This is a genomic window from Nocardia sp. NPDC006982 (assembly GCF_042869435.1).
In the GTDB taxonomy this organism is placed as follows: Bacteria; Actinomycetota; Actinomycetes; order Mycobacteriales; family Mycobacteriaceae; genus Nocardia.
The window spans coordinates 1,917,511-1,938,750 of the sequence record NZ_JBIAFV010000001.1 but is presented as its reverse complement, the minus strand read 5'-3'; the positions used below and the strand labels follow the sequence as shown (position 1 = coordinate 1,938,750).

The 21,240-nt window shown below is 66.4% G+C and carries 25 protein-coding genes and 1 pseudogene; 15 read left to right on the top strand and 11 right to left on the bottom strand.

All coding sequences use genetic code 11. The features are described 5' to 3' along the window. Nucleotides 1-159: 159 nt before the first annotated feature. Complete coding sequence (locus tag ACFYOW_RS08865) at nucleotides 160-618, top strand: MarR family winged helix-turn-helix transcriptional regulator (protein WP_387285893.1); 459 nt, start codon at nucleotides 160-162, stop codon at nucleotides 616-618. On the opposite strand, the gene ACFYOW_RS08860 is transcribed toward ACFYOW_RS08865, so the two are convergent. Continuing rightward, the gene (locus tag ACFYOW_RS08860; protein ID WP_387285892.1) at nucleotides 619-2,151 is read right to left on the bottom strand and encodes an AMP-binding protein; all 1,533 of its coding nucleotides are present in this window, start codon (nucleotides 2,149-2,151) and stop codon (nucleotides 619-621) included. A 147-nt stretch (nucleotides 2,152-2,298) separates the two neighbouring features. Here ACFYOW_RS08860 and ACFYOW_RS08855 point away from each other — a divergent pair, with 147 nt between their 5' ends. Beyond that, nucleotides 2,299-3,015 (top strand): enoyl-CoA hydratase/isomerase family protein, encoded by a 717-nt coding sequence (locus ACFYOW_RS08855; RefSeq protein WP_387285890.1) that lies wholly within the window; start codon nucleotides 2,299-2,301, stop codon nucleotides 3,013-3,015. Between the two features lie 13 nt (nucleotides 3,016-3,028). Here the strand turns inward: ACFYOW_RS08855 and ACFYOW_RS08850 are convergent, their stop codons facing one another. Beyond that, the gene (locus ACFYOW_RS08850; RefSeq protein WP_387285888.1) at nucleotides 3,029-3,943 is read right to left on the bottom strand and encodes an LLM class F420-dependent oxidoreductase; all 915 of its coding nucleotides are present in this window, start codon (nucleotides 3,941-3,943) and stop codon (nucleotides 3,029-3,031) included. A 398-nt stretch (nucleotides 3,944-4,341) separates the two neighbouring features. Between ACFYOW_RS08850 and ACFYOW_RS08845 the strand changes: the two are divergent. Both ACFYOW_RS08845 and ACFYOW_RS08840 read left to right on the top strand, forming a co-directional pair. Further along, a pseudogene (locus ACFYOW_RS08845) lies at nucleotides 4,342-4,428 on the top strand (hypothetical protein); the annotation flags it as partial. A gap of 25 nt (nucleotides 4,429-4,453) precedes the next feature. Continuing rightward, nucleotides 4,454-4,807 carry a hypothetical protein gene (locus tag ACFYOW_RS08840; protein ID WP_387286100.1) on the top strand — a complete coding sequence of 118 codons (354 nt, stop codon included), beginning with the start codon at nucleotides 4,454-4,456 and terminating at the stop codon, nucleotides 4,805-4,807. 7 nt (nucleotides 4,808-4,814) lie between these two features. On the opposite strand, the gene ACFYOW_RS08835 is transcribed toward ACFYOW_RS08840, so the two are convergent. From ACFYOW_RS08835 to ACFYOW_RS08820, 4 genes are read right to left on the bottom strand one after another with little or no spacing between them, the layout of a single operon-like run. Further along, entirely contained in the window at nucleotides 4,815-5,024 is a 210-nt protein-coding gene (locus ACFYOW_RS08835; RefSeq protein WP_063047811.1) for a hypothetical protein, read from the bottom strand. Between the two features lie 10 nt (nucleotides 5,025-5,034). Next, entirely contained in the window at nucleotides 5,035-5,925 is an 891-nt protein-coding gene (locus ACFYOW_RS08830) for an NAD(P)-dependent oxidoreductase (protein ID WP_387285886.1), read from the bottom strand. Then, nucleotides 5,918-6,313 (bottom strand): 4-carboxymuconolactone decarboxylase, encoded by a 396-nt coding sequence (gene pcaC, locus ACFYOW_RS08825; protein WP_387285884.1) that lies wholly within the window; start codon nucleotides 6,311-6,313, stop codon nucleotides 5,918-5,920. The genes ACFYOW_RS08830 and pcaC overlap by 8 nt, the downstream gene beginning before the upstream one ends. Nucleotides 6,314-6,334: 21 nt before the next feature. After that, nucleotides 6,335-7,168 carry an SDR family oxidoreductase gene (locus ACFYOW_RS08820; protein ID WP_387285882.1) on the bottom strand — a complete coding sequence of 278 codons (834 nt, stop codon included), beginning with the start codon at nucleotides 7,166-7,168 and terminating at the stop codon, nucleotides 6,335-6,337. An 87-nt stretch (nucleotides 7,169-7,255) separates the two neighbouring features. On the opposite strand from ACFYOW_RS08820, the gene ACFYOW_RS08815 reads away from it, so the two are divergent. The 6 genes from ACFYOW_RS08815 to ACFYOW_RS08790 all read left to right on the top strand — a co-directional run bounded on the left by ACFYOW_RS08815 (nucleotide 7,256) and on the right by ACFYOW_RS08790 (nucleotide 13,027). After that, nucleotides 7,256-8,833: a methylmalonyl-CoA mutase family protein gene (locus ACFYOW_RS08815; RefSeq protein WP_387285880.1), complete on the top strand. Its 1,578-nt coding sequence runs from the start codon at nucleotides 7,256-7,258 to the stop codon at nucleotides 8,831-8,833. After that, a complete protein-coding gene (locus ACFYOW_RS08810) occupies nucleotides 8,833-9,276 on the top strand; it encodes a cobalamin B12-binding domain-containing protein (protein WP_387285878.1) in 444 nt (147 codons plus the stop codon). The genes ACFYOW_RS08815 and ACFYOW_RS08810 overlap by 1 nt, the downstream gene beginning before the upstream one ends. Before the next feature lie 49 nt (nucleotides 9,277-9,325). After that, entirely contained in the window at nucleotides 9,326-10,282 is a 957-nt protein-coding gene (locus tag ACFYOW_RS08805; protein ID WP_387285876.1) for a TIGR03564 family F420-dependent LLM class oxidoreductase, read from the top strand. 76 nt (nucleotides 10,283-10,358) lie between these two features. Continuing rightward, nucleotides 10,359-11,417, top strand: coding sequence for a CaiB/BaiF CoA transferase family protein (locus ACFYOW_RS08800; protein ID WP_387285874.1), 1,059 nt, complete (start codon nucleotides 10,359-10,361; stop codon nucleotides 11,415-11,417). A 186-nt stretch (nucleotides 11,418-11,603) separates the two neighbouring features. Next, nucleotides 11,604-12,035, top strand: coding sequence for a group 1 truncated hemoglobin (locus ACFYOW_RS08795; protein ID WP_387285872.1), 432 nt, complete (start codon nucleotides 11,604-11,606; stop codon nucleotides 12,033-12,035). A 179-nt stretch (nucleotides 12,036-12,214) separates the two neighbouring features. After that, the gene (locus ACFYOW_RS08790) at nucleotides 12,215-13,027 is read left to right on the top strand and encodes an alpha/beta fold hydrolase (RefSeq protein WP_387285870.1); all 813 of its coding nucleotides are present in this window, start codon (nucleotides 12,215-12,217) and stop codon (nucleotides 13,025-13,027) included. Between the two features lie 32 nt (nucleotides 13,028-13,059). On the opposite strand, the gene ACFYOW_RS08785 is transcribed toward ACFYOW_RS08790, so the two are convergent. Then, entirely contained in the window at nucleotides 13,060-13,386 is a 327-nt protein-coding gene (locus ACFYOW_RS08785; protein ID WP_387285868.1) for a hypothetical protein, read from the bottom strand. Next, nucleotides 13,383-14,447, bottom strand: a complete 1,065-nt coding sequence (locus ACFYOW_RS08780) for a 2Fe-2S iron-sulfur cluster-binding protein (protein ID WP_387285866.1) — start codon at nucleotides 14,445-14,447, stop codon at nucleotides 13,383-13,385. The genes ACFYOW_RS08785 and ACFYOW_RS08780 overlap by 4 nt, the downstream gene beginning before the upstream one ends. Before the next feature lie 76 nt (nucleotides 14,448-14,523). Here ACFYOW_RS08780 and ACFYOW_RS08775 point away from each other — a divergent pair, with 76 nt between their 5' ends. The 4 genes from ACFYOW_RS08775 to ACFYOW_RS08760 are packed head-to-tail and all read left to right on the top strand — an operon-like array spanning nucleotide 14,524 to nucleotide 18,693. After that, complete coding sequence (locus ACFYOW_RS08775; RefSeq protein WP_387285864.1) at nucleotides 14,524-15,972, top strand: class I adenylate-forming enzyme family protein; 1,449 nt, start codon at nucleotides 14,524-14,526, stop codon at nucleotides 15,970-15,972. Continuing rightward, nucleotides 15,950-16,852, top strand: coding sequence for an acyl-CoA dehydrogenase family protein (locus tag ACFYOW_RS08770; protein WP_387285862.1), 903 nt, complete (start codon nucleotides 15,950-15,952; stop codon nucleotides 16,850-16,852). Before ACFYOW_RS08775 ends, ACFYOW_RS08770 begins: the two co-directional genes overlap by 23 nt. Continuing rightward, on the top strand, nucleotides 16,839-17,927 hold the full coding sequence (locus ACFYOW_RS08765) for an acyl-CoA dehydrogenase family protein (RefSeq protein WP_387285860.1): 1,089 nt from the start codon (nucleotides 16,839-16,841) through the stop codon (nucleotides 17,925-17,927). Before ACFYOW_RS08770 ends, ACFYOW_RS08765 begins: the two co-directional genes overlap by 14 nt. A 1-nt stretch (nucleotide 17,928) precedes the next feature. Continuing rightward, a complete protein-coding gene (locus tag ACFYOW_RS08760) occupies nucleotides 17,929-18,693 on the top strand; it encodes an enoyl-CoA hydratase/isomerase family protein (RefSeq protein ID WP_387285858.1) in 765 nt (254 codons plus the stop codon). A gap of 21 nt (nucleotides 18,694-18,714) precedes the next feature. On the opposite strand, the gene ACFYOW_RS08755 is transcribed toward ACFYOW_RS08760, so the two are convergent. From ACFYOW_RS08755 to ACFYOW_RS08745, 3 genes are all read right to left on the bottom strand, one after another. Then, on the bottom strand, nucleotides 18,715-19,773 hold the full coding sequence (locus ACFYOW_RS08755) for a threonine aldolase family protein (protein ID WP_387285856.1): 1,059 nt from the start codon (nucleotides 19,771-19,773) through the stop codon (nucleotides 18,715-18,717). Next, the gene (locus tag ACFYOW_RS08750) at nucleotides 19,770-20,165 is read right to left on the bottom strand and encodes an ectoine synthase (protein ID WP_387285854.1); all 396 of its coding nucleotides are present in this window, start codon (nucleotides 20,163-20,165) and stop codon (nucleotides 19,770-19,772) included. The genes ACFYOW_RS08755 and ACFYOW_RS08750 overlap by 4 nt, the downstream gene beginning before the upstream one ends. Nucleotides 20,166-20,494: 329 nt before the next feature. Then, nucleotides 20,495-20,896: an SgcJ/EcaC family oxidoreductase gene (locus ACFYOW_RS08745; protein ID WP_387285852.1), complete on the bottom strand. Its 402-nt coding sequence runs from the start codon at nucleotides 20,894-20,896 to the stop codon at nucleotides 20,495-20,497. Nucleotides 20,897-21,047: 151 nt separating this feature from the next. On the opposite strand from ACFYOW_RS08745, the gene ACFYOW_RS08740 reads away from it, so the two are divergent. Beyond that, nucleotides 21,048-21,227, top strand: coding sequence for a hypothetical protein (locus ACFYOW_RS08740; RefSeq protein ID WP_387285850.1), 180 nt, complete (start codon nucleotides 21,048-21,050; stop codon nucleotides 21,225-21,227). The last annotated feature ends 13 nt before the right edge of the window (nucleotides 21,228-21,240 follow it).

Sequence of the window (21,240 nt, the reverse complement as noted above, 5' to 3'; positions counted from 1 at the left end):
CGGTGGAATGCAGCGTGGACGACCACTATTCGACTACGTTCGATCCCATGCACGTGTATCATACACGCTGTGTGTAATATGCATGACGTGGCGTGTAGTGCACATGCTGTGTGATACACATGCGTCATTGGTGACGCGCGCATCGGCAGAAGGGTCGGGATGGACAAGCCCACGCATTTGATCGAATTCGAGACCATGCTGCTCGGGCGGTACAGCCTCGCGTCTCGGCGTGGTGCCAGTCGCATGGACCGCAGCGCGTACACCCTGCTCAACCGACTGCACGGTGAAGGGCCGATGTCCATCGGTCAGCTCAGCGACGCACTGGGCTTGGAGGCATCCACGCTGCGTCGGCAAACCGCCGCGATGATGCGCGCGGGGTTGATCGAGCGGATTCCGGACCCTGAGGGCGGCATGGCCCGACTGTTCCGCATTACTCCCGAAGGAAATCGCCAACTCGACGCCGACCGCACGGAGAGCCTCCGCGTGTTGGACGACATCATGGTCGACTGGACACCCGAAGACGTCTCGGCCTTCGCCGCCTATCTCGAACGCTTCAACACCGATATCGAGCGCTACCACGGCCGTCCGTGGCCGCGGCATACCACCATCAGCCACTGATCACCCCTCGCGCAGGCTCTGCCGGATCCGGTACTTCTGCACCTTGCCGCTCGGGGTGCGCGGAAAGTCCTCGACCACCATGAGCTGTTCCGGCCATTTCTGTTTGGTCAGGCCCGCCTCCGCGAAATGCGCCTGCAGATCCGCGAGCGTCGGGGCGTCCGAACCCGGGTGCAGTCGCACCACCGCGGCCACATGCTCGCCGAGTCGAGCATCGGGCGCGGCGACGGCAACGGCCTCGGCGACCGCCGACATGGTCAGCAGGACCTCCTCGACCTCGAGCGCGCTGATGTTCTCGCCGCCGCGGATGATCAGGTCGGAGGTGCGGTCGGTAATGGTGAGGAAACCGTCCTCGTCGAGTACGCCGATATCGCCGGTGTGATACCAGCCCTCGTCGTCGAAAACCTTCGCGGTGAGCGCCTCGTCGGTGTAGCCGAGACACAGATCCGGTCCGCGGCTGAGGATTTCGCCGTCCTCGGTGAGCCGGATCTCGATGCCGGGCTGCGGATCGCCGTCGGTATAGAGCCGTTTGCCCTCCGGGGCGGTGCAGTCGGAGGCGGTGATCGAGGGGTGTTCGGTGCTGCCGTAGGAGCGGTAGACGATGAGGCCGAGTTCGTTCAGCCGCTCGGTGACCGAACTCGGCACCGAGGCGCCGCCCATGCCCGCGTACTTCATGTGCAGCAGATGTTCGGCGGTGAAGTCGGGATGGTCGACCAGGCTGGTCAGGTAGTAGGGCACGCCGCCCGCGACGGTGATGCCGTAGTTGGTCATCAGGGTCAGGATCTGGGCCGGATTCCAGGTGTCGACGAGGTTGACCGCGATGCCGTCGCGGATCGGGATGAGGAAGGCGTTGAGCATGCCGATGAAATGGCCGACCGGCGCGGCGGTGATCTGCGGGCCGAGGTCGGCCGGGTAGTGCTCGGCCAGCTGGCGGGTCTCGCAACCGAGGGTTTGATGACTGTGGATCACGCCCTTGGGCGCGCGGGTGGTGCCCGAGGTGAAGGCGATCAGCGCCGGACCGGCCGGGTCGACCTCGGCGACCCCGGTGAACGGCTCGTCATCGAGCAGATCGTCGAAGGTGCGTCCGACGACGCCGACGATCGGCACATCCGCGTAGACGGCCGGATCGTAGTCGATCGAACCGAATCGGTCGGTGGTGACGAAGACGCGTGGGCGCACCGCGCCCAGAATGTAGCCGACCTCCCGCGGGCCGTAGATGTGCACGATCGGAACCACGGTCGCACCGAGAAAGGTTGCGGCCCAGAAGGTCGCGGCGGCCTCCATCCAGTTGGGCAGTTGGAAGGCCACCACATCGCCGGGACCGACGCCCCGCTTGTGCAAGCCCTTGGCCAGTCGGCGGGCGACAAGTTCGACGTCACGGAAGGTTCCGGTATAGGGCCGGACCGCCGAGTGCACGCGGAACCGGGCATCGGGTGCGGCGGCCAGACCGCGGGCCAGCAGATCGCCGAGCGAATCGCGGGTCCACCATCCTTCGTCTTCGTACCGTTTGACCAGGTCGGCGGGGATTGTGCGCATATGGACTCCAAGTACCCGGCGCGCGGGCACGAGTCGGCCACACCCGCGGCGCGGTCGGGTGGTTACGGGATGAGTGTCGGGGGCTGCCGCTTCGAATATACTATTCTCCTAAAAGAAGAATGCCAATATCTTGATCGGAGAACTGAAATGGTGGAACTCGAGCTGAGCGACGGGCTTGCGGTCGTCACCATCGATCGCCCGCAGGCGCGCAACGCCATCGCGCCGGAGACGATGGACCAGCTCGAGAAGGCCCTCGATGCGGCCGAGGGGGCTCGGGCGCTGGTTATCCGGGGAGCTGGGGACAAGGCATTCGTCTCGGGCGGAGATCTCAAGCAGCTCAGTGCGATTCGGACCGTCGAGGCCGCCGAGGAGATGGCCTGGCGGATGCGGGGCATCTGCGATCGCCTCGCGGACTTTCCCGCACCGGTGATCGCCGCAATGAACGGCCACGCCTTCGGTGGCGGCGCCGAAGTCGCGGTCGCCGCGGACATCCGGGTCGCCGCCGACGACATCAAGATCGCGTTCAATCAGGTCGCGCTGGCGATCATGCCCGCCTGGGGCGGCGCCGAGCGGCTCGGCGCGCTGGTCGGCCGGAGTCGAGCACTGCTGCTCGCGGGTTCGGGCACCGTGCTCGACGCCGCCGAGGCCGAACACGTCGGCCTGGTGGACCGGGTGCTGCCCCGTGCGTCGTTCGAGGAAGGTTGGCTGGCACTGGCTCGCTCGCTGGCCAACGCGCCCGCGGGTGAGATCAAGCGGGTGCTGTCCGGGGTTACCCCGGCGGAAGCGGTGAATGCCTTTGCACAGCTTTGGGTTTCGGATGAGCACTGGGCGGCGGCGGATAAGGTGCTGAGCCGGCCGCGATGATCGGCGGCGAAGCCTAGGATTCGGGCGCGGTCAGGTAGGTCGCGCCGAATTCCGAGATGAAGTCGAATAGCGCGCCGGGCTCGCGTGTACGACAGGAGACGACGATCCAGTCGACGCCGGCCTTGTCCAACGCCGCGAAGGCTTCGCGGTGCCGATCGGCATCCACCGCCGGGGTGGCGATGCTCGCGTCCGGGTAGGAGTACACCAGATCGATGTGCTCGGACCGGTCCGCGTCCTGGGCCGCCGATCGCACCTCGGCCATCTTCGCGGCGAGCTGGTCGAGCGTGCCGAGTTCCGGTGTGCGGGCCGAGGTGCTCAGCTCGGCGCCGCCGGTCATCGGGATCCAGCCTTGTGCGCGCGCGGCGACCCGGCGGCGGCTCAGTTTCGAATTGCCGCCGATCCAGATCGGGATCGGATTCTGCACCGGCCGCGGCCGGGCGATCACGTCGCGGGCGCTGAAATGGCGGCCCCGATGGCTGAACGGCTCGCCGCTCCAATGCAGCGGCAGCACGTCCAGCGCCTCGTCGAAAAGTGCGTTGCGCTCATCGAAATCGACTCCGAGAGCATGGAATTCGCTCTTCTGATAACCGGTGCCCAGGCCGATGATCGCGCGCCCGCCCGACAGTTTGTCCAGCGTTGCCGCCGCCTTCGCCAGCAGGAACGGATTGCGGTAGGGCAGCACCGCGAGATAGGTGATCAGCCGCAGACGTTCGGTCACACCTGCGACATAGCCGAGTGCGACGAACGGATCGAGCGTCTGATGTCCGCCGGAAGCCAGCCATCGGGCGCCCGGAACAGGGTGCTCGCTCAGTGACAGTCCGTCGAATCCGGATCGTTCGGCCGCGATCGCCACGTCGTGCAGTGCGCCGACATCGAGCATGTCACCGTCGTAGCCGGTGGTCTCAGGGTAATGCAGGATAAATCGCATCGGGTCCTCCGTGTGCTTTGAGTCGGCGTACATTCTCGAGAATGCCATTCTCGAATATGTAAGTTATATTATCGCGATGTTGAAGGCTCGATTTCGTGGGATCCGGACACGGATTCTTGTCATTGCGCTGGTACCCAGCCTGCTGCTGATCTGCGTCGGGGTGGGTACGTCGATCTACCTGTTCAACGACGGGCGGCACGCCGAGGACTTCGCGCGCACGCTGGACGGCCACCTCCCCCCGACGCGCGAATTGGTCCTGGCCGTGGAACAGGAGCGACTGCTGTCGGTGTCCCAGCTGGCAGGCGAGGTCATCGATCCCGGTGCACTGGCCGCCGCCCGTATGCGGTTCGACTCCACGCTGAAGTCGCTGGAAAGTCACCGAAGCCGCGTTGCGACGTGTGGGCGGCAGCACGTTGGGAGATGTGGTGACGGCCTTCGACCAGTTGAAGGCTCGGTTACCGGAGCTGCGCAGTGAGATCGATGCCGGTCGGCTACCGATCGCCGACGCCTATGCCTTCTACAACCGACTACTGGACGGTATGGACCAGGGTTCGGCATCGATCGCTGATCGGCACGGGGGTTGTCGTGGTGATCAGCGATCAGGGCATGGGCATGTCGGATTCGGAACTGGAGCCGGCCAACGAAGTGCTCGCCGACCCACCGGATTTCAGCGTCGCGACACTATCGTCGGATTCGCGGCTCGGGCTGTTCGTGGTGGCTCGGTTGGGGATTCGGCACGGCATCTCGGTGCGCCTGACCGAATCCGACTACGGCGGAGTTCGCGCCATCGTCGTGATCCCGACGGTGGTGCTGGCCGCGGAGAACGCGGCCATCGCCGCGCCGAGCGCCGTGCAGCGGTGGTGAATCCGAGTCAATCGGACCGGGCGTCGGTCATCGTGGTCAGCGCCACCGGGCCGCTCCACCCGCACGGTTGCGCGCAGGTGGCGACGAGTTGTGATTCGGTGGCGCCGTCGGCGAAGGTCTGGATCATCGCCGACGCGGTGGCGGAATAACCGCAGCGCGGGCACTTGCCGAAGTAGTGGAGCACGTCGACGACCGAGAATCGGATGGGCGTATTCATGGTGTTGGCCTCAATGTTTCGCGGACTGCGCGTCCGCCCAGCGCGCGATATCGGTTTGGTCGGCGCTCGGACCGAGGTCGGCCGAGGCGCGCGTCCACAGCTCGACGGCGCGTTCGCCGAGTGCGGCCGGTATGCCGAGCGAGGCCGCCAGATCGGTGGCGATGCGCATGTCCTTGAGCATGAGTGCGAGCCCGAATCCGGAGTCGAAGGTTTCCGGCAGAATCGCCTGCGGGAACTTGAGTTCGGTTGCGGCACTGCGGCCGCTGGCGGCGTTGATGGTCTCGACGATCACGGCGGGGTCCAGGCCGAAACGGCGCCCGGCCGCGACCCCCTCGGCGGCGGCGAGCAGGTTGACCGCGGCGAGCAGATTATTGATCGCCTTGACGGCATGACCGGCCCCCGATGCGCCTATGCGCCGTAGCTTGCCCAGCGGCGCCAGCACCGAATCAATCTGGGCGACAGCGTCTTCCGGACCCCCGACCATGATCGTCAGGGTACCGTCCGCCGCCCCGCGCACACCGCCGGACACCGGTGCGTCGATCAGCGTGATCCAACGCGCGGCCAGTGCGGTGGCCAGCCGCCGCGTCGACTCCGGTTCGGATGAGCTCATATCGATCACGATCGCGTCCGAGCCCAAGGCGGTCAGGACCTGCTCGTCGCCGAGTACCGATTCGACGACGGCGGAACTGGGCAGCATGAGAATCAGGTGGGTGGCCCCGGCGGCTGCTGCGGCGGCGGTGGTCGCGACCCGTCCGCCGACCGCGGCCAAGCCGTCACGGGCGTGCTCGGACGGGTCGAATCCGACGACGTCGAAACCCGCCGCCACCAACCGCCGCGACATGTGCGCGCCCATGGTGCCGAGGCCGAGAAAGGCGATGTGTCCGGTGGCGCGTTCAGGCATCGGCGTGCTCCTGCAGGATCGGTTCGGCGATTCGGAAGGCCTCGACTCCGGCCGGGACACCGGCGTAGACCGTCGCGTGCAGCAGCACCTCCCGGATCTCGTCCGGGGTGACGCCGTTGGTCAATGCGGCGCGTACGTGCGTGGCGAATTCCGTGGCACGGTTGAGCGAAGTCAGCACTGCCAGGGTGATCATCGACCGGGCCCGGCGGTCCAGGCCGGGGCGGGTCCACACCGCGCCCCAACAGTATTCGGTGACCAGATCCTGCAGCGGCTCGGAGAAGTCGGTCGCGGCGGCCAGCGCCCGGTCGACGTAGTCGGCGCCGACGACCTCGCGGCGGACCTGTAATCCGGCCTCGTAGCGCGCCCGTTGGTCGGGATCGATTGTCATATCCGGCAATCCTTTCGGCGATCAGTCGAGGAACAGGTCCGGTGTCGGGTGCGCGCCGCCGCCGTAGCGGGACAGGTCCTCGACGACGCCGAATCGCGTCACCGCCTCGGCATCGATGAAGCAGTTTCCGGTGATCTCCGGCGCGGGCTGGGACACGATCTCGATCGCGGCATCGGCCATGATCTCCGGACTGCGCGCGGCCGCGAGCTGATTCGTGCCGTCGTCGAGGTTGGCCACCGCGGAGGTGGCGATGAAGGTCTCGGGCCACAGGCAGTTGAATGCTATTGCGGCGTTGGCGTATTCGACGGCCCAGCCCTGCGACAGCAGTGTCATTCCGTACTTCGACAGCGTGTAGACCGGGTGCGCGCCGAGCCAGCGCGGGTTCATATTCACCGGCGGCGCGATGGTCAGCACATGTGGGTTGGCCGAATTGCGTAGGTGCGGCACGCAGGACTGGGTCAGCAGGAAGGTTCCGCGGATATTGATGTCCATCATCAGATCGAACTTCTTGGGCGACAACCGCTCGGTCGGGTCGGTCGCGATGGCACTGGCGTTGTTGACGCAGATATCGATCCCGCCGAAGCGTTCCAGCGCGGTGCCCACCACCCGCTGCACATCCTCCTCACGGCGCACATCACCCACCACGGCGGCGGCCTTGCCGCCGGCGGCCTCGATTTCGGCGGCCGCGGTATAGACGGTGCCGGGCAGCCGTGGATGCGGTTCGGCCGTCTTGGCCAGCAGCACCACGTTGGCGCCCCGGCGGGCGGCGGCGACCGCGATGGCCAGTCCGATACCGCGGCTGGCGCCGGAAATCACCATGGTGCGGTCGGTCAACGGTCGGTGCTGCTCGGGCATCGTGCTCCTCGGGGAAACGGATTGTGAGAACTCACTCGCTTCAGATGGTATTGGCATTCTCTTTTTTGGCAAGTAGCGTATTCACTGATGAACGACCAAGTGCAGACCTCGTCCGGTATCCCGCTCGAGCCGGTCTACGGACCGGAAGACCGGCGTGCCGATCCGCCCCAGCCGGGCGCATATCCCTTCACGCGTGGCAACTTCGCCTCCGGCTACCGGGGTCGGTTGTGGACGTTCCGGCAGTACTCGGGCTTCGGCACCGCGGAGGAGTCCAATCAGCGCTACCGGTATCTGCTCGGCCAGGGCGGCACCGGATTGTCGGTGGCATTGGATCTGCCGACGCAGTGCGGCTATGACTCTGATGATCCCGAGGTGAGCGAGGAAGTCGGCCGGGTCGGCGTCGCCGTCGACACGCTCGCCGACGCCGAGGTGCTCTTCGACGGCATCCCGCTGGACAAGATCAGCACCAGCTTCACCATCAACGGCACCGCGGCGATCCTGTTGGCGTTCTATGTGGCGGCCGCGGAGAAAAAGGGCGTGCCACGGGAAAAGCTCACGGGCACCATCCAGAACGACATCCTCAAGGAATACGCCTCGCGTGGCACCTGGATCTGGCCGCCGGAACCGTCGCTGCGATTGATCGCCGACACCATCGAGTTCTGTGCCGCCGAGGTGCCGCGGTTCAACGCGATCTCGGTGGCGGGCGCGCACTTCCGCGACGCCGGGGCGACCGCGGTGCAGGAGATGGCCTTCACCCTCGCCGACGGCGTGACCTACTGCGACACCGTGGTGGAACGCGGCCGGATGACGATCGACCAATTCGCGCCGCAGATCTCGTTCTTCTTCTACACCCACGGCGACTTCTTCGAGGAGATCGCGAAATACCGTGCGGGCCGACGTCGTTGGGCCACCCTGGTGCGCGAGCGCTACGGCGCGAGCACGGACAAGGCGTCGATGTTCCGGTTCGGCTGTGTCGCCGGCGGCGCGTCGCTGTACGCGCCGCAGGCCCAGAACAATCTGGTGCGGGTCGCCTACGAATCGATGGCTTCGGTGCTCGGCGGGGTACAGTCGATGTTCACCGCGGCCTGGGACGAACCGTTCGCGCTGCCGAGCGAGGAGTCGGCGACGCTGGCCCTGCGCACCCAGCAGATCCTCGCCTATGAGACCGGTGTGACGCGGGTGGCCGATCCACTCGGCGGCTCCTACTTCGTCGAGGCGCTCACCGACGCCACCGAGGCCCGCATCGTCGAGATCATGATCGATCTGGAGCAGCACGGCGGCATGGTGCGCTGCATCGAAGACGGATATCTGCAGGGTCTGATCGCCGACGAGGCCTACCGGCTGCATCAGGAGGTGGAGTCGGGTTCGCGCCCGGTGGTCGGGGTGAATCGATTCGTCTCCGACGAGCCCGCACCCGATATCGGCACCTATGAACTCGATGCCAAGGGGCGGGAATTGCAGCTCGAGCGCCTGGCTCGGGTGAAGGCCGAACGAGATCCCGCTGCGGTGCGTGCCTGTCTCACCGCTTTGTCGCATGCCGCCGAAGGAGACGGAAACCTGATGCACAATCTGATCGACTGCGCCAACGCGTACTGCACGGTCGGCGAGATGACCGCCGCACTGAAGTCGGTATGGGGCGAATTCCAGCAGCCGGTGGTGTTCTGATGCCCGCACGCGTACTCGTCGCCAAACCGGGTTTGGACGGTCACGACCGCGGCGCCAAGATCGTCGCCCGCACCCTGCGCGATGCCGGGTTCGAGGTCATCTACACCGGCATCCGTCAGCGCGTGGAGGACATCGTGTCGATCGCGCTGCAGGAAGACGTCGCCGTGGTCGGTTTGAGCATCCTGTCCGGCGCACATGTGTCGATGACGACGCGCGTCGTGAACGCGCTGCGGGCCGCCGGCGCCGGGGATATCGCGGTGGTGGTCGGCGGCACTATCCCGCAGGCGGATGTGCCGCGATTGCTGGAAGCCGGTGCGGCCGCGGTCTTTCCGACCGGCACTGCGCTGGAGACGCTGGTCACCGAGATCCGCGCGCTGTGCTTACCCACCCCGTCGGCTCCGCCGACTGCCGTCCCCGAGACCGAAACCGCGACACCGTCGTGATCCTGGGCGGCAGCCGTCGTCTGGAAGAGCTTGGAAACTGGAGGAATTCGTGCGAATCGGAGTGATGATCGGGCCGGAGAAGGGGGACTCCGCCCGCAAGCTCAGCAGGATGCTCGACGATATCGAATGGGCCGAATCCGCGGGACTGGACACCGCGTGGATTCCGCAGATACCCACCGATTTCGACGCGCTGATCACCATCGCGCTGATGGGCATGAAGACCACCCGCATCGAATTGGGCACCGCGGTTGTGCCATTGCAGGCGCAACATCCGATCGCCCTTGCCCGCCAAGCGCTTTCGGCGCAGGCCGCAGCCGGTGGTCGGCTCGCACTCGGTGTCGGCCCCTCGCACCACTGGATCGTGCAGGACATGCTCGGGCTGCCCTATACGAAACCGGCGGCCTACACCCGCGACTACCTGGACGTATTGAACGCCGGTCTGCGCGGACCCGGTCAGGTCGATATCGAAAACGACACCTTCACCGTGCACAATCCGCTCGACCTCGGCCCGGTAGCGCCGGTACCGGTGCTGATCGCCGCGCTCGGACCGGTCATGTTGCGCATCGCCGGGGAACAGGCCGACGGCACCATTTTGTGGATGGCCGACGAGCGCGCGGTGGCCGACCATGTCGTCCCGAAGATCACCAAGGCCGCCGCCGACGCCAGGCGGCCCGCACCACGCATCATCGCCGGGCTACCGGTGTGCCTGTGCGCGCCGTCGGAGGTCGACGAGGCCAAGGCGCGGGCCAACCGGATTCTCGGCGAGGCCGAGGTCTCGCCGAACTATCAGCGGCTGCTGGAACAGGGTTCGGCCCGCGATATCGGTGATATCTGCGTCGCGGGCGACGAGCGGGCGATCGCGGCGGGACTGCGGCGCTTCGCCGACGCCGGCGCCACGGATCTGTCGGTGCGGCTGTTGCCGATCGGCGACACCCGCGACGAACTCATCGCCTCCAAGCGCCGCACCCGGGAGATGATCGCCGAACTGGCGAGGGAATTGCGGTGAGCGGGCGTCAGCGAGTGAACCATCGACACGGCGTGCAATGGCGCACGACGGAGCCGAGCGCCAGCGAGGCGCGGTCGTGAGCCGAACGGTGTCCGGCGAGTCCGCGGGGCCGTTGGCGGGGATCCGGGTACTCGAGGTCGGCACCATGCTCGCCGGTCCCTACGCCACGATGATGCTCGCCGATCTCGGCGCCGAGGTGACCAAGATCGAACCGCTGAACGGGGAGATCTCGCGGCAGGTCGGCGACTCCTATTTCGCCAGCCTCAATCGCGGCAAGCGCAGTATCCGACTCGAATTGACCAGCCCCGCCGGCCAGCGTCGGCTCGCCGAACTCGTCGCGGAATCGCATGCGCTACTGGTGAATTTGAAGCCGTCGGCCATTCGGCGGCTCGGCCTGACCTATGAGTCGCTGCGGCAATTCAACGAGCGCATCGTCTGCGTGGCGATCACGGGCTTCGGGTTGGACGGCGGTGACGACCCCGCATTCGACTACGTGATCCAAGCGGCGACGGGCATCGCGGCGATGACGGGCGATCCGCAGGGGCCGCCCACGTTGCCCGGGTATTCGTCGGCGGACAACTCGACCGGCCTCACCGCCGCCCTCGGCCTGCTCGCCCAGATCGTTTCCGGCCGGGGCGGGCAGGTGGACGTCTCGCTCTACGACGTGATGCTCTCGCAGCTGAACTACCATGCGTCGGCCTATCTCAACGACGGCAAACAACCGCAACGCCGAAAGTTCGGCGCACATTCGTATTACGTTCCGGCACAGCTCTTTCCGACCGCCGAAGGCCACCTCGCGCTGTTCATCACCCATGACGGCTTCTGGAAGGTCTTCGCTGCCGAGGCCGGTGTCGACGGATTCGAGACGATGGCCGAGCGGGCCGCCCACCGCGACGAGGTGCTCTCCGCGGTGACCGCGGCCCTGGCCACCGACACCGCCTCCGGCTGGGAATCTCGCCTGCACCCGCTCGGCATCCCGGCCGCCGCGGTCCGCACCCTGCCAGAGGCCCTGGCCGCCACCCCCGAAACCATTGTCACCGTAGGCGATTACCGGCTGATCGGCAGTCCGATCCGGATAGCGGGGTACCAGCCGCAGTACGGTCCGCCGCCGGTGCTCGGCGAGCACGAGGAGTAGTCGGGCCTGTGGTGTCCGAGTGGCACCGAGAGTCCGTACGTTGCCCCAGGATGAGTCACGTTCGAAACATTGCTCACAGGTGCGGCTGCCTGCTGTGAGTTCCGTGAAATGCACAGGCCATGAATGGAAAACGGGCTGCGACAGCCGACTAACGGGACGGAAACCGACCGGTGCTGTCCTGAATGCATGGATATCACATCATGGTTCAAGTCCAAGTCCGGGGCGGCCGCGGTAGTCGAGCCCGGCACAATCTACGAGCAGATCGGAGGGCAGGAGGCGCTCGAGGCGGTAGTCGAGGACTTCTACGTCCGCGTCCTCGCCGATGACCAGCTGGCGCCGTTCTTCACCGGAACGAACATGTCTCGGTTGCAGGGGCGTCAGGTCGAGTTCTTCTCCGCCGCGCTCGGCGGCCCCGGCCCCTACGCTGGTGCCCCGATGAAGCAGGTCCATCAAGGCCGTGGCATCACGATGCACCATTTCAACCTCGTGGCTGGGCATCTGACCGATGCGCTGACCACCGCCGAGGTGCCGACGGCATTGGTGGAGCAGATCATCGGGGCTATTGCGCCGCTGGCCGACGACATCGCGTCCGGCTCCGCTGCAGAGTCGAAGCGCTGAGCTTTCCGGCGTTGACCGGGTCCCCAGGTTCACGAGCGCAAGGTGTAGGCGCTCGGGGGATCGCAATGCCCGCACACGACCACTTCGACTCCGTCGCCGAACTCGAGAGCCGCGGCCAGCCGGTCGAGCCCGCACACCGCCATGCGCGACCGCGCACCCCAGCTGATTAGGGTGTCGATATGGAGTGCGACGTCAACGGCGTTTCCGTGCATTACGTCGAATACGGCAACGGGACGCCGATATTGATGATGCACGGTTCGGGGGTGGATCATCGTGAGATGGTCGGGACGATGGAGCCAATCTTCGGTGACATGCCTGATTATCGGCGGATTTATCTGGATCTCCCGGGGATGGGGCGCACTCCGGCGCCCGAAACGATCAATAGCTCCGACGATGTGGTCGAGCTCGTCCTCGGGGTGATCGATGTTGTGATCGGTGATCGAAATCTGTTGGTTGTCGGTCATTCCGCCGGCGGCTACTTTGCCCGAGCGGTCGCGAACAGACGCCGCGATCAGGTGAGCGGGCTCACCGTCATCTGCCCCCTCATCGAGGACCCGCGCGACATTCCCGCACACCAGGTGGTGTACTCCGCAGGCGACCTCGGCGACGTTCTGAGCCCGGACGACCGCACCGAATTCGAGGCCTACTTCGTGGTGCACACACCCGCCATGCAAGAGCGGTTCCAGCATTGTGTGGCTCCCGCCATCCCCTTGGCGGACCAAACCGCGATGGCGCGGATCGGCGAACGCTGGCGGCTGAGCTCCGGCCCCGAGGACGGACCGCCGTACCCCAACCCAACCCTTATCATCGCCGGGCGCCAGGACTCCTCAATTGGATTCGCAGGCCACTGGGATCTGGTCGAGCACTATCCCCGCGGCACGTTCGCGGTGCTGGACCGCGCCGGGCACGCGCTCCCGCACGAGCAGGGCGACCTCGTCAAGGCGCTCATCACCGAATGGCTTCGCCGCGTCCAGGAACATCGCTCGGCGTAAGACGGCCGAATGCTCGCACCCGCTGTCGCAGCCTATTTCGGTTTGTGCCAGAGCTTTCCATCGAAGCAGTCGCCGACCTTTGCAGTACGGGGATCGTAGGGGCCATTGAAATGGTCGACGACGCTGCTGCACGCGGACGCGGCGGTGAGAGTGAGCGCCGCGGCCGCGATCACCACAACAGACCTCCTGGAACGGGAGTTTCGTTCGGACACCGACACCGACATCAACCGGCCGATCGAGAAAAGTTGGGTTGCAAGCCGAAAATTATCGGAAGCACGGGCGGGAACGGCGCCCGTCGACGCCGACCCGGGCCGCTCCGCGATCTCGTAGTCAGCCAGAGATCGTTGGCTATCGATCACTCGTAGTCGACGGTGATGGAGTCCGTATCCGGCACGGCTTGGCAGGTGAGGACATAACCTTCGGCGAGTTCGTCGTCGGTCAGCGCGTCGTTGCGGCGCAGCGTGGCATGGCCTTTCGTCACCTTGGCCATGCAGGTGGCGCAGTTTCCGGCCTCGCAGGAGAACGGGGGTGTCAGACCGGCGCGGCGGGCGCTGTCGAGCAGTGTTTCGCCGTCCTTGCGCGGAACCGACTTCTTTTTGCCGTTCAGGATGATCGTGACAGTGTTGTCGGTGGTCGCGACCGGGGTTGTAGCCGTGGGGGTTTCGACGGTTGCGACCGGGGTTGTGGTCGGAGGGGTTTCGACGGCCGCGGGGGTAGCGGGCAGCGCCGGGGCCGGGGCGCCGAATCGTTCGCTGAACACCAGACCCGGTCCGGGCAGGGCGTTCTCGATCATCTCCATGAAGGCCTCGGGTCCGCAGATGTAGCTGTCGCCGCCGCCGTCCGCACCGACGAAATCGCGGATCGCGTCGGGGGTCAGGAAGCCGCCGTCGGCGTCGAGGTGGCGGATCACCTCGAGCCGCCCCGGGTAGCGGCCGACCATTTCGGCGAGTACCGCCTCGAAGATCACCGACTCCCGATCGCGGTCCGCGCACAGCAGCCGAACTTTCCTGGCGGTGCTCGCCAGCGCGCTCTTGGCCAGCGACAGGATCGGCGTGATGCCGCTGCCGCCGCTGAATCCGAGCAGCGGTGCCTCGGTGGGGCGCAGACAGAATCGGCCCGCAGCCCTGGTCAACTCGAGTTCGTCGCCCTCGACCACGTTGTCGTGCAGCCAGTTCGAGACCTGTCCGCCGGGCACGCGCTTGACCGTGGTCATCAGTTCGCGGTCGGTTTCCGGCGCACTCGACATCGAATAGGAGCGGAACAGGTCCTTGCCGTCGACGTGGACTCGGAACGTGCAGAACTGCCCGGATTGATAAGCGATCGGCCCGTCGTGCGGGTCGAGCACATAGGTGCGCGCGTCGGCGCTCTCTTTAACGATCCGCGTTACGGTCGCGCGCTGGAATAACGGGGGTCTCGCCATGAACTGCCTCCTCCTGGTATTAAGATTCTAGTACAGGGAGAATTGTATTCTCTCGGACGAGACAGGATCTTCTCATATGGGGTCGAACGACAGCCGCCGCGGTGCCGGCCCTGCCGCGACCGCGCGCGCGGAACCGGTCGCCCTCGCGTTCGAGGACCGCGCATACACGTACCGGCAGCTGGATCGGCTGGCTGGAGGTCTGGCCGTGGAGTTGGTGGCGCGGGGTGTGCGCGCCGGGCATCGCGTCGCGCTGATGTCGACGAACCGGCCGGAATTCGTGGTCGCAGTGCTGGCGACATGGCTACTGGGCGCGACACCCGTGCTGATCAGTCCGGCTTGGAAGCGTGCCGAGGTCGAACATGCCCTGGCGCTGACCGAACCGGCGTACGCACTCGGCGATGCGCCGGTATTGGCCGAGCTGATGCCGACCCGCCACCTCGACGATCCGATCACACCGCTGACACACACCTTCGGACAACCCGGTCCGGAATCCGACGCGGTGCTCGTATTCAGTTCTGGCACTACCGGATTGCCGAAGGCGGTGCGGCACACCCACGCATCGCTCGCCGCGGCGGTGCGGCACTGGACCCGAGTCCTGGAGCTGAACTCCTACGACCGCTTGCAGATCGTCACGCCGCCCTCACACATCCTGGGGCTGCTCAATATCGTCACCGTGCTGGAGGCGGGCGCCTGGATGCGGCTGCACCGGCGCTTCGACCTGGAACGGATGCTGCGGTGCATCGCCGAGGATCGGATCACGATCGAGATGGCCGTCGCGCCCATCGCTCTGGCGCTGGCCGCGCATCCCGAACTCGAGTCCTATGACCTGTCCTCGCTGCGCTACATCATGTGGGGTGCAACGCCGGTCACCGCGGCCGTCGCCGAAACCGTCACCGCCCGAACCGGTGTCGGCTGGCTGCCCGCGTACGGAACCACCGAACTGCCGGTTATCGCGTGCAGTCCGATCGGGGACATGCGGTACGACAGCGTCGGAAAAGCGGCGCCGGGCGTGCAACTGCGGGTGGTGTCGACGACCGGAGAAACGGTGAGCCCCGGCGAGATCGGTGAAATCCAGGCGCGGTCGCCGTCGCTCATGGCCGGATATCTACCGGCTGATGCAACGGCGGAAGCCTTCGACCACGGCTGGTACCGGACCGGTGATATCGGCCGAATCGATGCCGACGGCTGGGTCCAGCTGACCGACCGATCCAAGGAAATGATCAAGGTCCGCGGCTTCCAGGTGGCCCCCGCCGAAATCGAGGCAGTACTGCACGGACATCCCGCGGTGGGCGACTGCGCGGTGTTCGGCATCGCCGACCCCGCCGATGGGGAAGCGATCGTCGCGGCCGTCGCCCGCACCGCGGCGGTCACCGACGACGAACTCATCGCACTGGTCGGCGACCGGCTGGCCGGATACAAGCGACCGCGCCATGTGGTGTTCGTCCCCGAAATCCCGCGCCTGCCCTCCGGCAAGGTGTTGCGCCGAATTCTCAAGGAGCAGTATGGACGTTCGTCTCACGAGTGAACAGCGACAATTGCGGGACGCCGCCGCGAAATTGGCCGATGACCTCGGCCCCGGCTCGGTACTCGACCTCGACGACGCGGCGCGGGTGACCCGGCTGGAGAAGGCGGTCGACCAGACCGGCTGGCGGGCACTGCGTTCGGACGGCGCCTCCGGAGTCGAGGTGGCGATCGTGGCCGAGGAGTTCGGGCGCGGACTGGTCGATGTGCCGTTCCTGGGACCGGTACTGGCCGATGATCTGCGCGGTCCGGCCGATGACGGTCAGCGTTGGACCGTCGCGGTTACGGACCGGGCGATCGACGCGCACGGCGCCGATCGAGCATTGGTGATCGATGATTGGCAGCTGCTCGTCGGCGGGGTCGGTGCCGAACTCCCCGGTGCGGATCTCACCAGGGTCGACGCGGAGCTCACCGGTCGACCCGACTTCCTCGGCGAACTGTCCGCCGATCAGGTGGCCCAGTGGCAGGCCTTGGCGCTGGTGGCCACCACCGCCGATCTGGTCGGTGTCGCCCGCGGCGCGCAGTCTCTCGCCGTCGAATACGCGAAAGTCCGTGCGCAGTACGGCAATACGATCGGCTCGTATCAAGCGGTCGCGCACCTGCTCGCCGAGAGCCAGGCACTGATCGAGGGATCGATCAGTGTCGCGCGGCACGCGGCCTGGTCGGTCGACGAATTGCCGCACGCCGAGTCGATGCGTGCGGCGCGGATCGCGAAGCTGTACTGCGCGCGGGCCGCGCGGACGGTATGCGAGACCGCGATTCAAGTGCACGGCGGCATCGGCAATACCTGGGAGTGCCTCGCGCACGTATACCTGCGCCGGGCCCTGACCTCGACCGAATTGTTCCCCGTCAGCCTGGAGGAGATCGACCTTGGACTTTCGTGACGCACCGCAGGAGGCCGAATTCCGGGACCGGCTGCGCGCCTGGCTGGCCGAGGTGGCCGGGACCTTTCCGACCTCCGGTGACGAATACTGGGCGCGGCAGGGCGAATGGCATCAGGCGCTCTACGCGGCCGGATTCTTCGGCCTGTCCTGGCCGCGAGAATTCGGTGGCCACGACCTTTCACCGGTCTACGACGTCATCCTGGACGAGGAATTGGCGATCGCAGGTGCGCCGCCACGGCCCAGTCTCGGCTACCTGGTCGCAGGCCTCGGACGGCACGCGAGCAAGGAACTGCAGCAACGGTTCCTGCCCGGCATGATCAACGGCACCGAGCGCTGGTGCCAGGGCTTCAGCGAGCCGGGGGCCGGTTCGGATCTGGCCGCGCTGACGACCACCGCGACGCGTGAGGGCGACCACTACGTCATCACTGGCCACAAGATATGGACCAGCTATTCCGATGTCGCGGACTGGTGCCTGGTCTTGGCGCGTACCGATCCGGATGCGCCACGGCACAAAGGCATTTCGGCATTCATCATCTCGATGAAGCAGCCCGGTGTGCAGCAGCGGCCACTGCAGATGATCAGCGGCGTGACCCGGGAATTCGGTCAGGTGGAATTCGACGGTGCGATCGTGCCCGCGGATCAGCTGGTCGGTGCACCCGGGGAGGGCTGGAAGCTGGCGATGACCGTCGTCGGACACGAACGTGAGCCGTCCACTCTGGGATTCGCGGCTCGATACGGAAAACTGGTGCGCCAGTTGGCCGCTCGTGTCGAGGGCAAGGCACCCGAGGAACTCGCCTGGGCAGCGGTGCAGACCGAGATGCTGCGCCTGCACGTGCGGCGCCGACTCTCCGAACAGCTCGACGGCGTCACCCACGGGCCCGACGGGTCGCTGGACAAGCTGCTCATGACCTGGGTCGACCAAGCGGTCGGCCATGCGGCGTTGGCCGTCGGCGGCACCCGCGATCCGGAACTGCTCGGGTCCTACTTCTACAGCCGCGCACAGAGCGTCATGGGCGGCACCTCGCAGATACAGAAGAACATCATCGCTGCGCGCATCCTGGGATTGGGAGTTTGAAATGTACGACATGCCAGCCGAAATCGAAGTCCGGGCCGAGGGGCCGGTACGGATCATCACGCTGAACCGGCCCGATGCCCTCAACGCCGTCAACGATCCGCTGCATGCTGGGCTCGCCCGGCTGTGGCCGCGGCTCAGCGCGGACAGCGGGGCACGGGTAGCGGTGCTGACCGGCGCGGGGCGGGCCTTCTCCGCGGGTGGCGATTTCACCTACCTCGAAGAACTCAGCCGCGATAGCGCTCTGCGCGCCAAGACAATTGCCGACGGCCGTGACATCGTGCTCGGCATGGCCCGCTGCCGGATCCCGGTGATCGCCGCGGTCAATGGTCCGGCAGTCGGCCTCGGCTGCAGCCTTGTCGCGTTGAGCGACATGGTCTACATCGCCGAAACCGCGTATCTGGCCGACCCGCACGTGCAGGTCGGGTTGGTCGCCGCCGATGGCGGCCCCCTCACCTGGCCCCTGCACACCAGCATGCTGCTGGCCAAGGAATACGCGATCACCGGCGCGCGGATCCCCGCCGCCAGGGCACGCGAGATGGGTCTGGCCAACCACGTCGTCGAAGATCCGGTCGCCGAGGCGCTGGCGTGCGCCCAGCGGATGCTCGAACTTCCACAGCAGGCGGTGGAGAGCACCAAGCGCGTGCTCAACCTGCAACTGGAGCATGCCGTGCTGGCCACACTCGACTACGCCCTGGCGGCCGAGGATCTGACATTCCAGAGCGAGGACTTCCGGGCCAACATCGCCAGGCTCACCGCAAAGCGGTGAGGTTCGCGCAAGGCCTCCTGTTCAACCGGTCATCTCCCGGGCGATGGCGGCCGCGAAGGCGTCCACGTCGGCCTCGGTGGTGTCGAACGAGCACATCCAACGGACCTCGCCGGTGCGTTCGTCCCAGGTGTGGAAGCGGAACAGTTTCTGCAGCCGCTCGGTGACCTCGCGAGGCAGTACGGCGAAGACGGCGTTTGCCTGGACCGGCCGTACGATCTCGACGCCGGTCACCGGGGCGACCGCCGTGGCCAGCCGCGCCGCCATCGCATTGGCGTGCCGGGCGTTACGCAGCCACAGGTCGCCCTCCAGCAGTGCGACGAACTGCGCCGACACGTACCGCATCTTGGAGGCCAACTGCAGACCGGCTTTACGCAGATAGGTCACGCCGCGCACCGCGTCCGGGTTCAGCACCACGATCGCCTCGCCGAGCATCAGGCCGTTCTTGGTGCCGCCGAATGACAGCACATCCACCCCGACGTCAGTGGTGAACGCACGCAACGGCATATCGAGCGCGGCGGCCGCGTTGGCCAGCCGGGCGCCGTCCACGTGCAGCAGCATGTCGCGTTCGCGCGCCAGCGCGCCGATGGCCGCGATCTCGCCGGGTGTGTAGAGGGTGCCGAGCTCGGTGCTCTGGGTAATGGAGACAACCTTGGGCTGGGCGTGGTGCTGATCGCCGAACCCCCACGCGTACCGGTCGAGCAGCTCCGGCGTCAGCTTGCCATCCGGGGTCTGCACCGGGATGAGCTTGAGCCCGGCCACTTTCTCGGGTGCGCCGCACTCGTCCAGGTTGATGTGCGCGGACTCCGGGCAGACCACCGCACTCCATCGGTCGCACATCGCCTGCAGCCCAACCACATTGGCGCCGCTGCCGTTGAAGACCGGGTAGACATCGGCGCGCTCGCCGAAATGGTCCTTGATCAGCTCGCGCAGCCGGGCGGTGTGGACGTCATCGCCATACGCCGGCTGGTGGCCCTCGTTGGCGGCGGCCAGCGCCGCCAAGATGTCCGGGTGCACGGAAGCGTTGTTGTCACTGGCGAAACCGCGTAGCGGCTCGTCCCCGTGGGCAGCGGTGTCGCTCACTGATCCTCTTCTGTCAGCAGTGGAAAGGCGCCGTTCTCGTCGTGGACCTCGCGACCGGTGAGCGGCGGGTTGAACACGCAGACCGCGCGGAACTCGGTGTCGGCGCGCAGGGTGTGATGCTGATGTGCGTCGACCAGATACATCATGCCGGGCTCGAGGCGGTGCCTTTCACCGGTCTCGTCGTCGACCAGTTCGCCCCGGCCCTCGATGACGTAGACGGCCTCGACGTGGTCGGCGTACCACATCTTGATCTCGGTGCCCGCGTCAACCACGGTGTCGTTCAAGGAGAAGCCGACCTTCTCCCTGGCGAGCACCAGCCGACGGCTGGTCCACGTGGGGCCCTTCACTTCGCGCTCGGTGCCGATGATCTCTGTCAGTGAACGGACGATCATGGAGTGCGTTCCTTTTGTTTCGTACGTTTCCTGCGAACACTAAGAGCATGACTGCTGGCACAGCATCCCCGACAGTGGCAGGAATGCCCCCTTCATTAAGATCGCGCCATACGAGACGAGTGAGTACGGCTCACGCCCGCACATTACCGACGACAGCGACACCGACAATTTCCCTCGACAGCCCTGAGCGGGAATCCCTTTGGGGGCGGCTCGACCTGCGTTCGAGCGCTGAGGCTCGGTGCCGGCGGCTATGCCGACAGCACCGAGCTCGTCTATCGCACTACCGCCGCCGGGGTCACCCGCTCACCTGACTGCCGAACGACGTTGCGTTACTGGGCCGGGCAGTTGTGGTAGGCGGTGAGCAGCCAGCGGTTGTCCCGGCGGATCAGGGTCCAGGTCGCCAGGACCCAGCGGTCGGCGGGCGCTTCGGATTCGCCTGCCATGAGGATGGCGCTGCGGCTGACCACGATGGCGGTATCGGGGGTGGGGAAACGGACGAGTTGGGGTTCGTCCAGGGTTTTCGAGCCGCGCAGCGGGCCATCGAAGCCGGCGGCCATCCGGTCTCGGACGGCGTCGCGGCCGGAGTTGAACACGCCGCGCAGGATGGAGGTGGCGTCGGGATCGTAGTCGGCGACGAAAGCGTCGGCATCATTGTCTGCCCAGGCACGGTAGAGGTTGTTCAGGACGTCGAGGACGGCCTCGCGGTCGGTGTGCAATTCGGTGTCGGTCATGGTTTCTCCTCGGTTCGTGGCCACGGTCAGCGGCTCACGAGTACCTACCAGCGGGCCATGCCCGATTCATCGCTCGCGATACAGAAAGTTCGGCAGGGTGTCTCGAGGAGGTACCCGGGTCTTCGACACCCGCGGCACCGATTGACAATTGGTGCCGATCGGCGCCAACGGTGGCCCCGCATCGGCGACCTACGTCCGCAACGCCGACGGCGGCTACATGCTGCACACCTTGCAGGTCTTCACCATTGGCGGCGGCCGCATCGCACACTTGGTTGCCCACCAGTTCGAGGAGGTGTCCCGGCTCTTCGACCTGCCACCGCGATTCCACTGAGCCGCAGTCATTT

What these genes read in the sequence shown, in the direction of transcription:
- ACFYOW_RS08865 (WP_387285893.1), top strand. Translation starts at nt 160, where the DNA reads ATGGACAAGCCCACGCATTTGATCGAATTCGAGACCATGCTGCTCGGG.
- ACFYOW_RS08770 (WP_387285862.1), top strand. Translation starts at nt 15,950, where the DNA reads ATGGACGTTCGTCTCACGAGTGAACAGCGACAATTGCGGGACGCCGCC.
- ACFYOW_RS08855 (WP_387285890.1), top strand. Translation starts at nt 2,299, where the DNA reads ATGGTGGAACTCGAGCTGAGCGACGGGCTTGCGGTCGTCACCATCGAT.
- pcaC (WP_387285884.1), bottom strand. Translation starts at nt 6,313, where the DNA reads ATGACAATCGATCCCGACCAACGGGCGCGCTACGAGGCCGGATTACAG.
- ACFYOW_RS08750 (WP_387285854.1), bottom strand. Translation starts at nt 20,165, where the DNA reads ATGATCGTCCGTTCACTGACAGAGATCATCGGCACCGAGCGCGAAGTG.
- ACFYOW_RS08780 (WP_387285866.1), bottom strand. Translation starts at nt 14,447, where the DNA reads ATGGCGAGACCCCCGTTATTCCAGCGCGCGACCGTAACGCGGATCGTT.
- ACFYOW_RS08775 (WP_387285864.1), top strand. Translation starts at nt 14,524, where the DNA reads ATGGGGTCGAACGACAGCCGCCGCGGTGCCGGCCCTGCCGCGACCGCG.
- ACFYOW_RS08850 (WP_387285888.1), bottom strand. Translation starts at nt 3,943, where the DNA reads ATGCGATTTATCCTGCATTACCCTGAGACCACCGGCTACGACGGTGAC.
- ACFYOW_RS08820 (WP_387285882.1), bottom strand. Translation starts at nt 7,168, where the DNA reads ATGCCCGAGCAGCACCGACCGTTGACCGACCGCACCATGGTGATTTCC.
- ACFYOW_RS08795 (WP_387285872.1), top strand. Translation starts at nt 11,604, where the DNA reads ATGGATATCACATCATGGTTCAAGTCCAAGTCCGGGGCGGCCGCGGTA.
- ACFYOW_RS08745 (WP_387285852.1), bottom strand. Translation starts at nt 20,896, where the DNA reads ATGACCGACACCGAATTGCACACCGACCGCGAGGCCGTCCTCGACGTC.
- ACFYOW_RS08830 (WP_387285886.1), bottom strand. Translation starts at nt 5,925, where the DNA reads ATGCCTGAACGCGCCACCGGACACATCGCCTTTCTCGGCCTCGGCACC.
- ACFYOW_RS08815 (WP_387285880.1), top strand. Translation starts at nt 7,256, where the DNA reads ATGAACGACCAAGTGCAGACCTCGTCCGGTATCCCGCTCGAGCCGGTC.
- ACFYOW_RS08810 (WP_387285878.1), top strand. Translation starts at nt 8,833, where the DNA reads ATGCCCGCACGCGTACTCGTCGCCAAACCGGGTTTGGACGGTCACGAC.
- ACFYOW_RS08835 (WP_063047811.1), bottom strand. Translation starts at nt 5,024, where the DNA reads ATGAATACGCCCATCCGATTCTCGGTCGTCGACGTGCTCCACTACTTC.
- ACFYOW_RS08840 (WP_387286100.1), top strand. Translation starts at nt 4,454, where the DNA reads ATGCCTTCTACAACCGACTACTGGACGGTATGGACCAGGGTTCGGCAT.
- ACFYOW_RS08760 (WP_387285858.1), top strand. Translation starts at nt 17,929, where the DNA reads ATGTACGACATGCCAGCCGAAATCGAAGTCCGGGCCGAGGGGCCGGTA.
- ACFYOW_RS08790 (WP_387285870.1), top strand. Translation starts at nt 12,215, where the DNA reads ATGGAGTGCGACGTCAACGGCGTTTCCGTGCATTACGTCGAATACGGC.
- ACFYOW_RS08860 (WP_387285892.1), bottom strand. Translation starts at nt 2,151, where the DNA reads ATGCGCACAATCCCCGCCGACCTGGTCAAACGGTACGAAGACGAAGGA.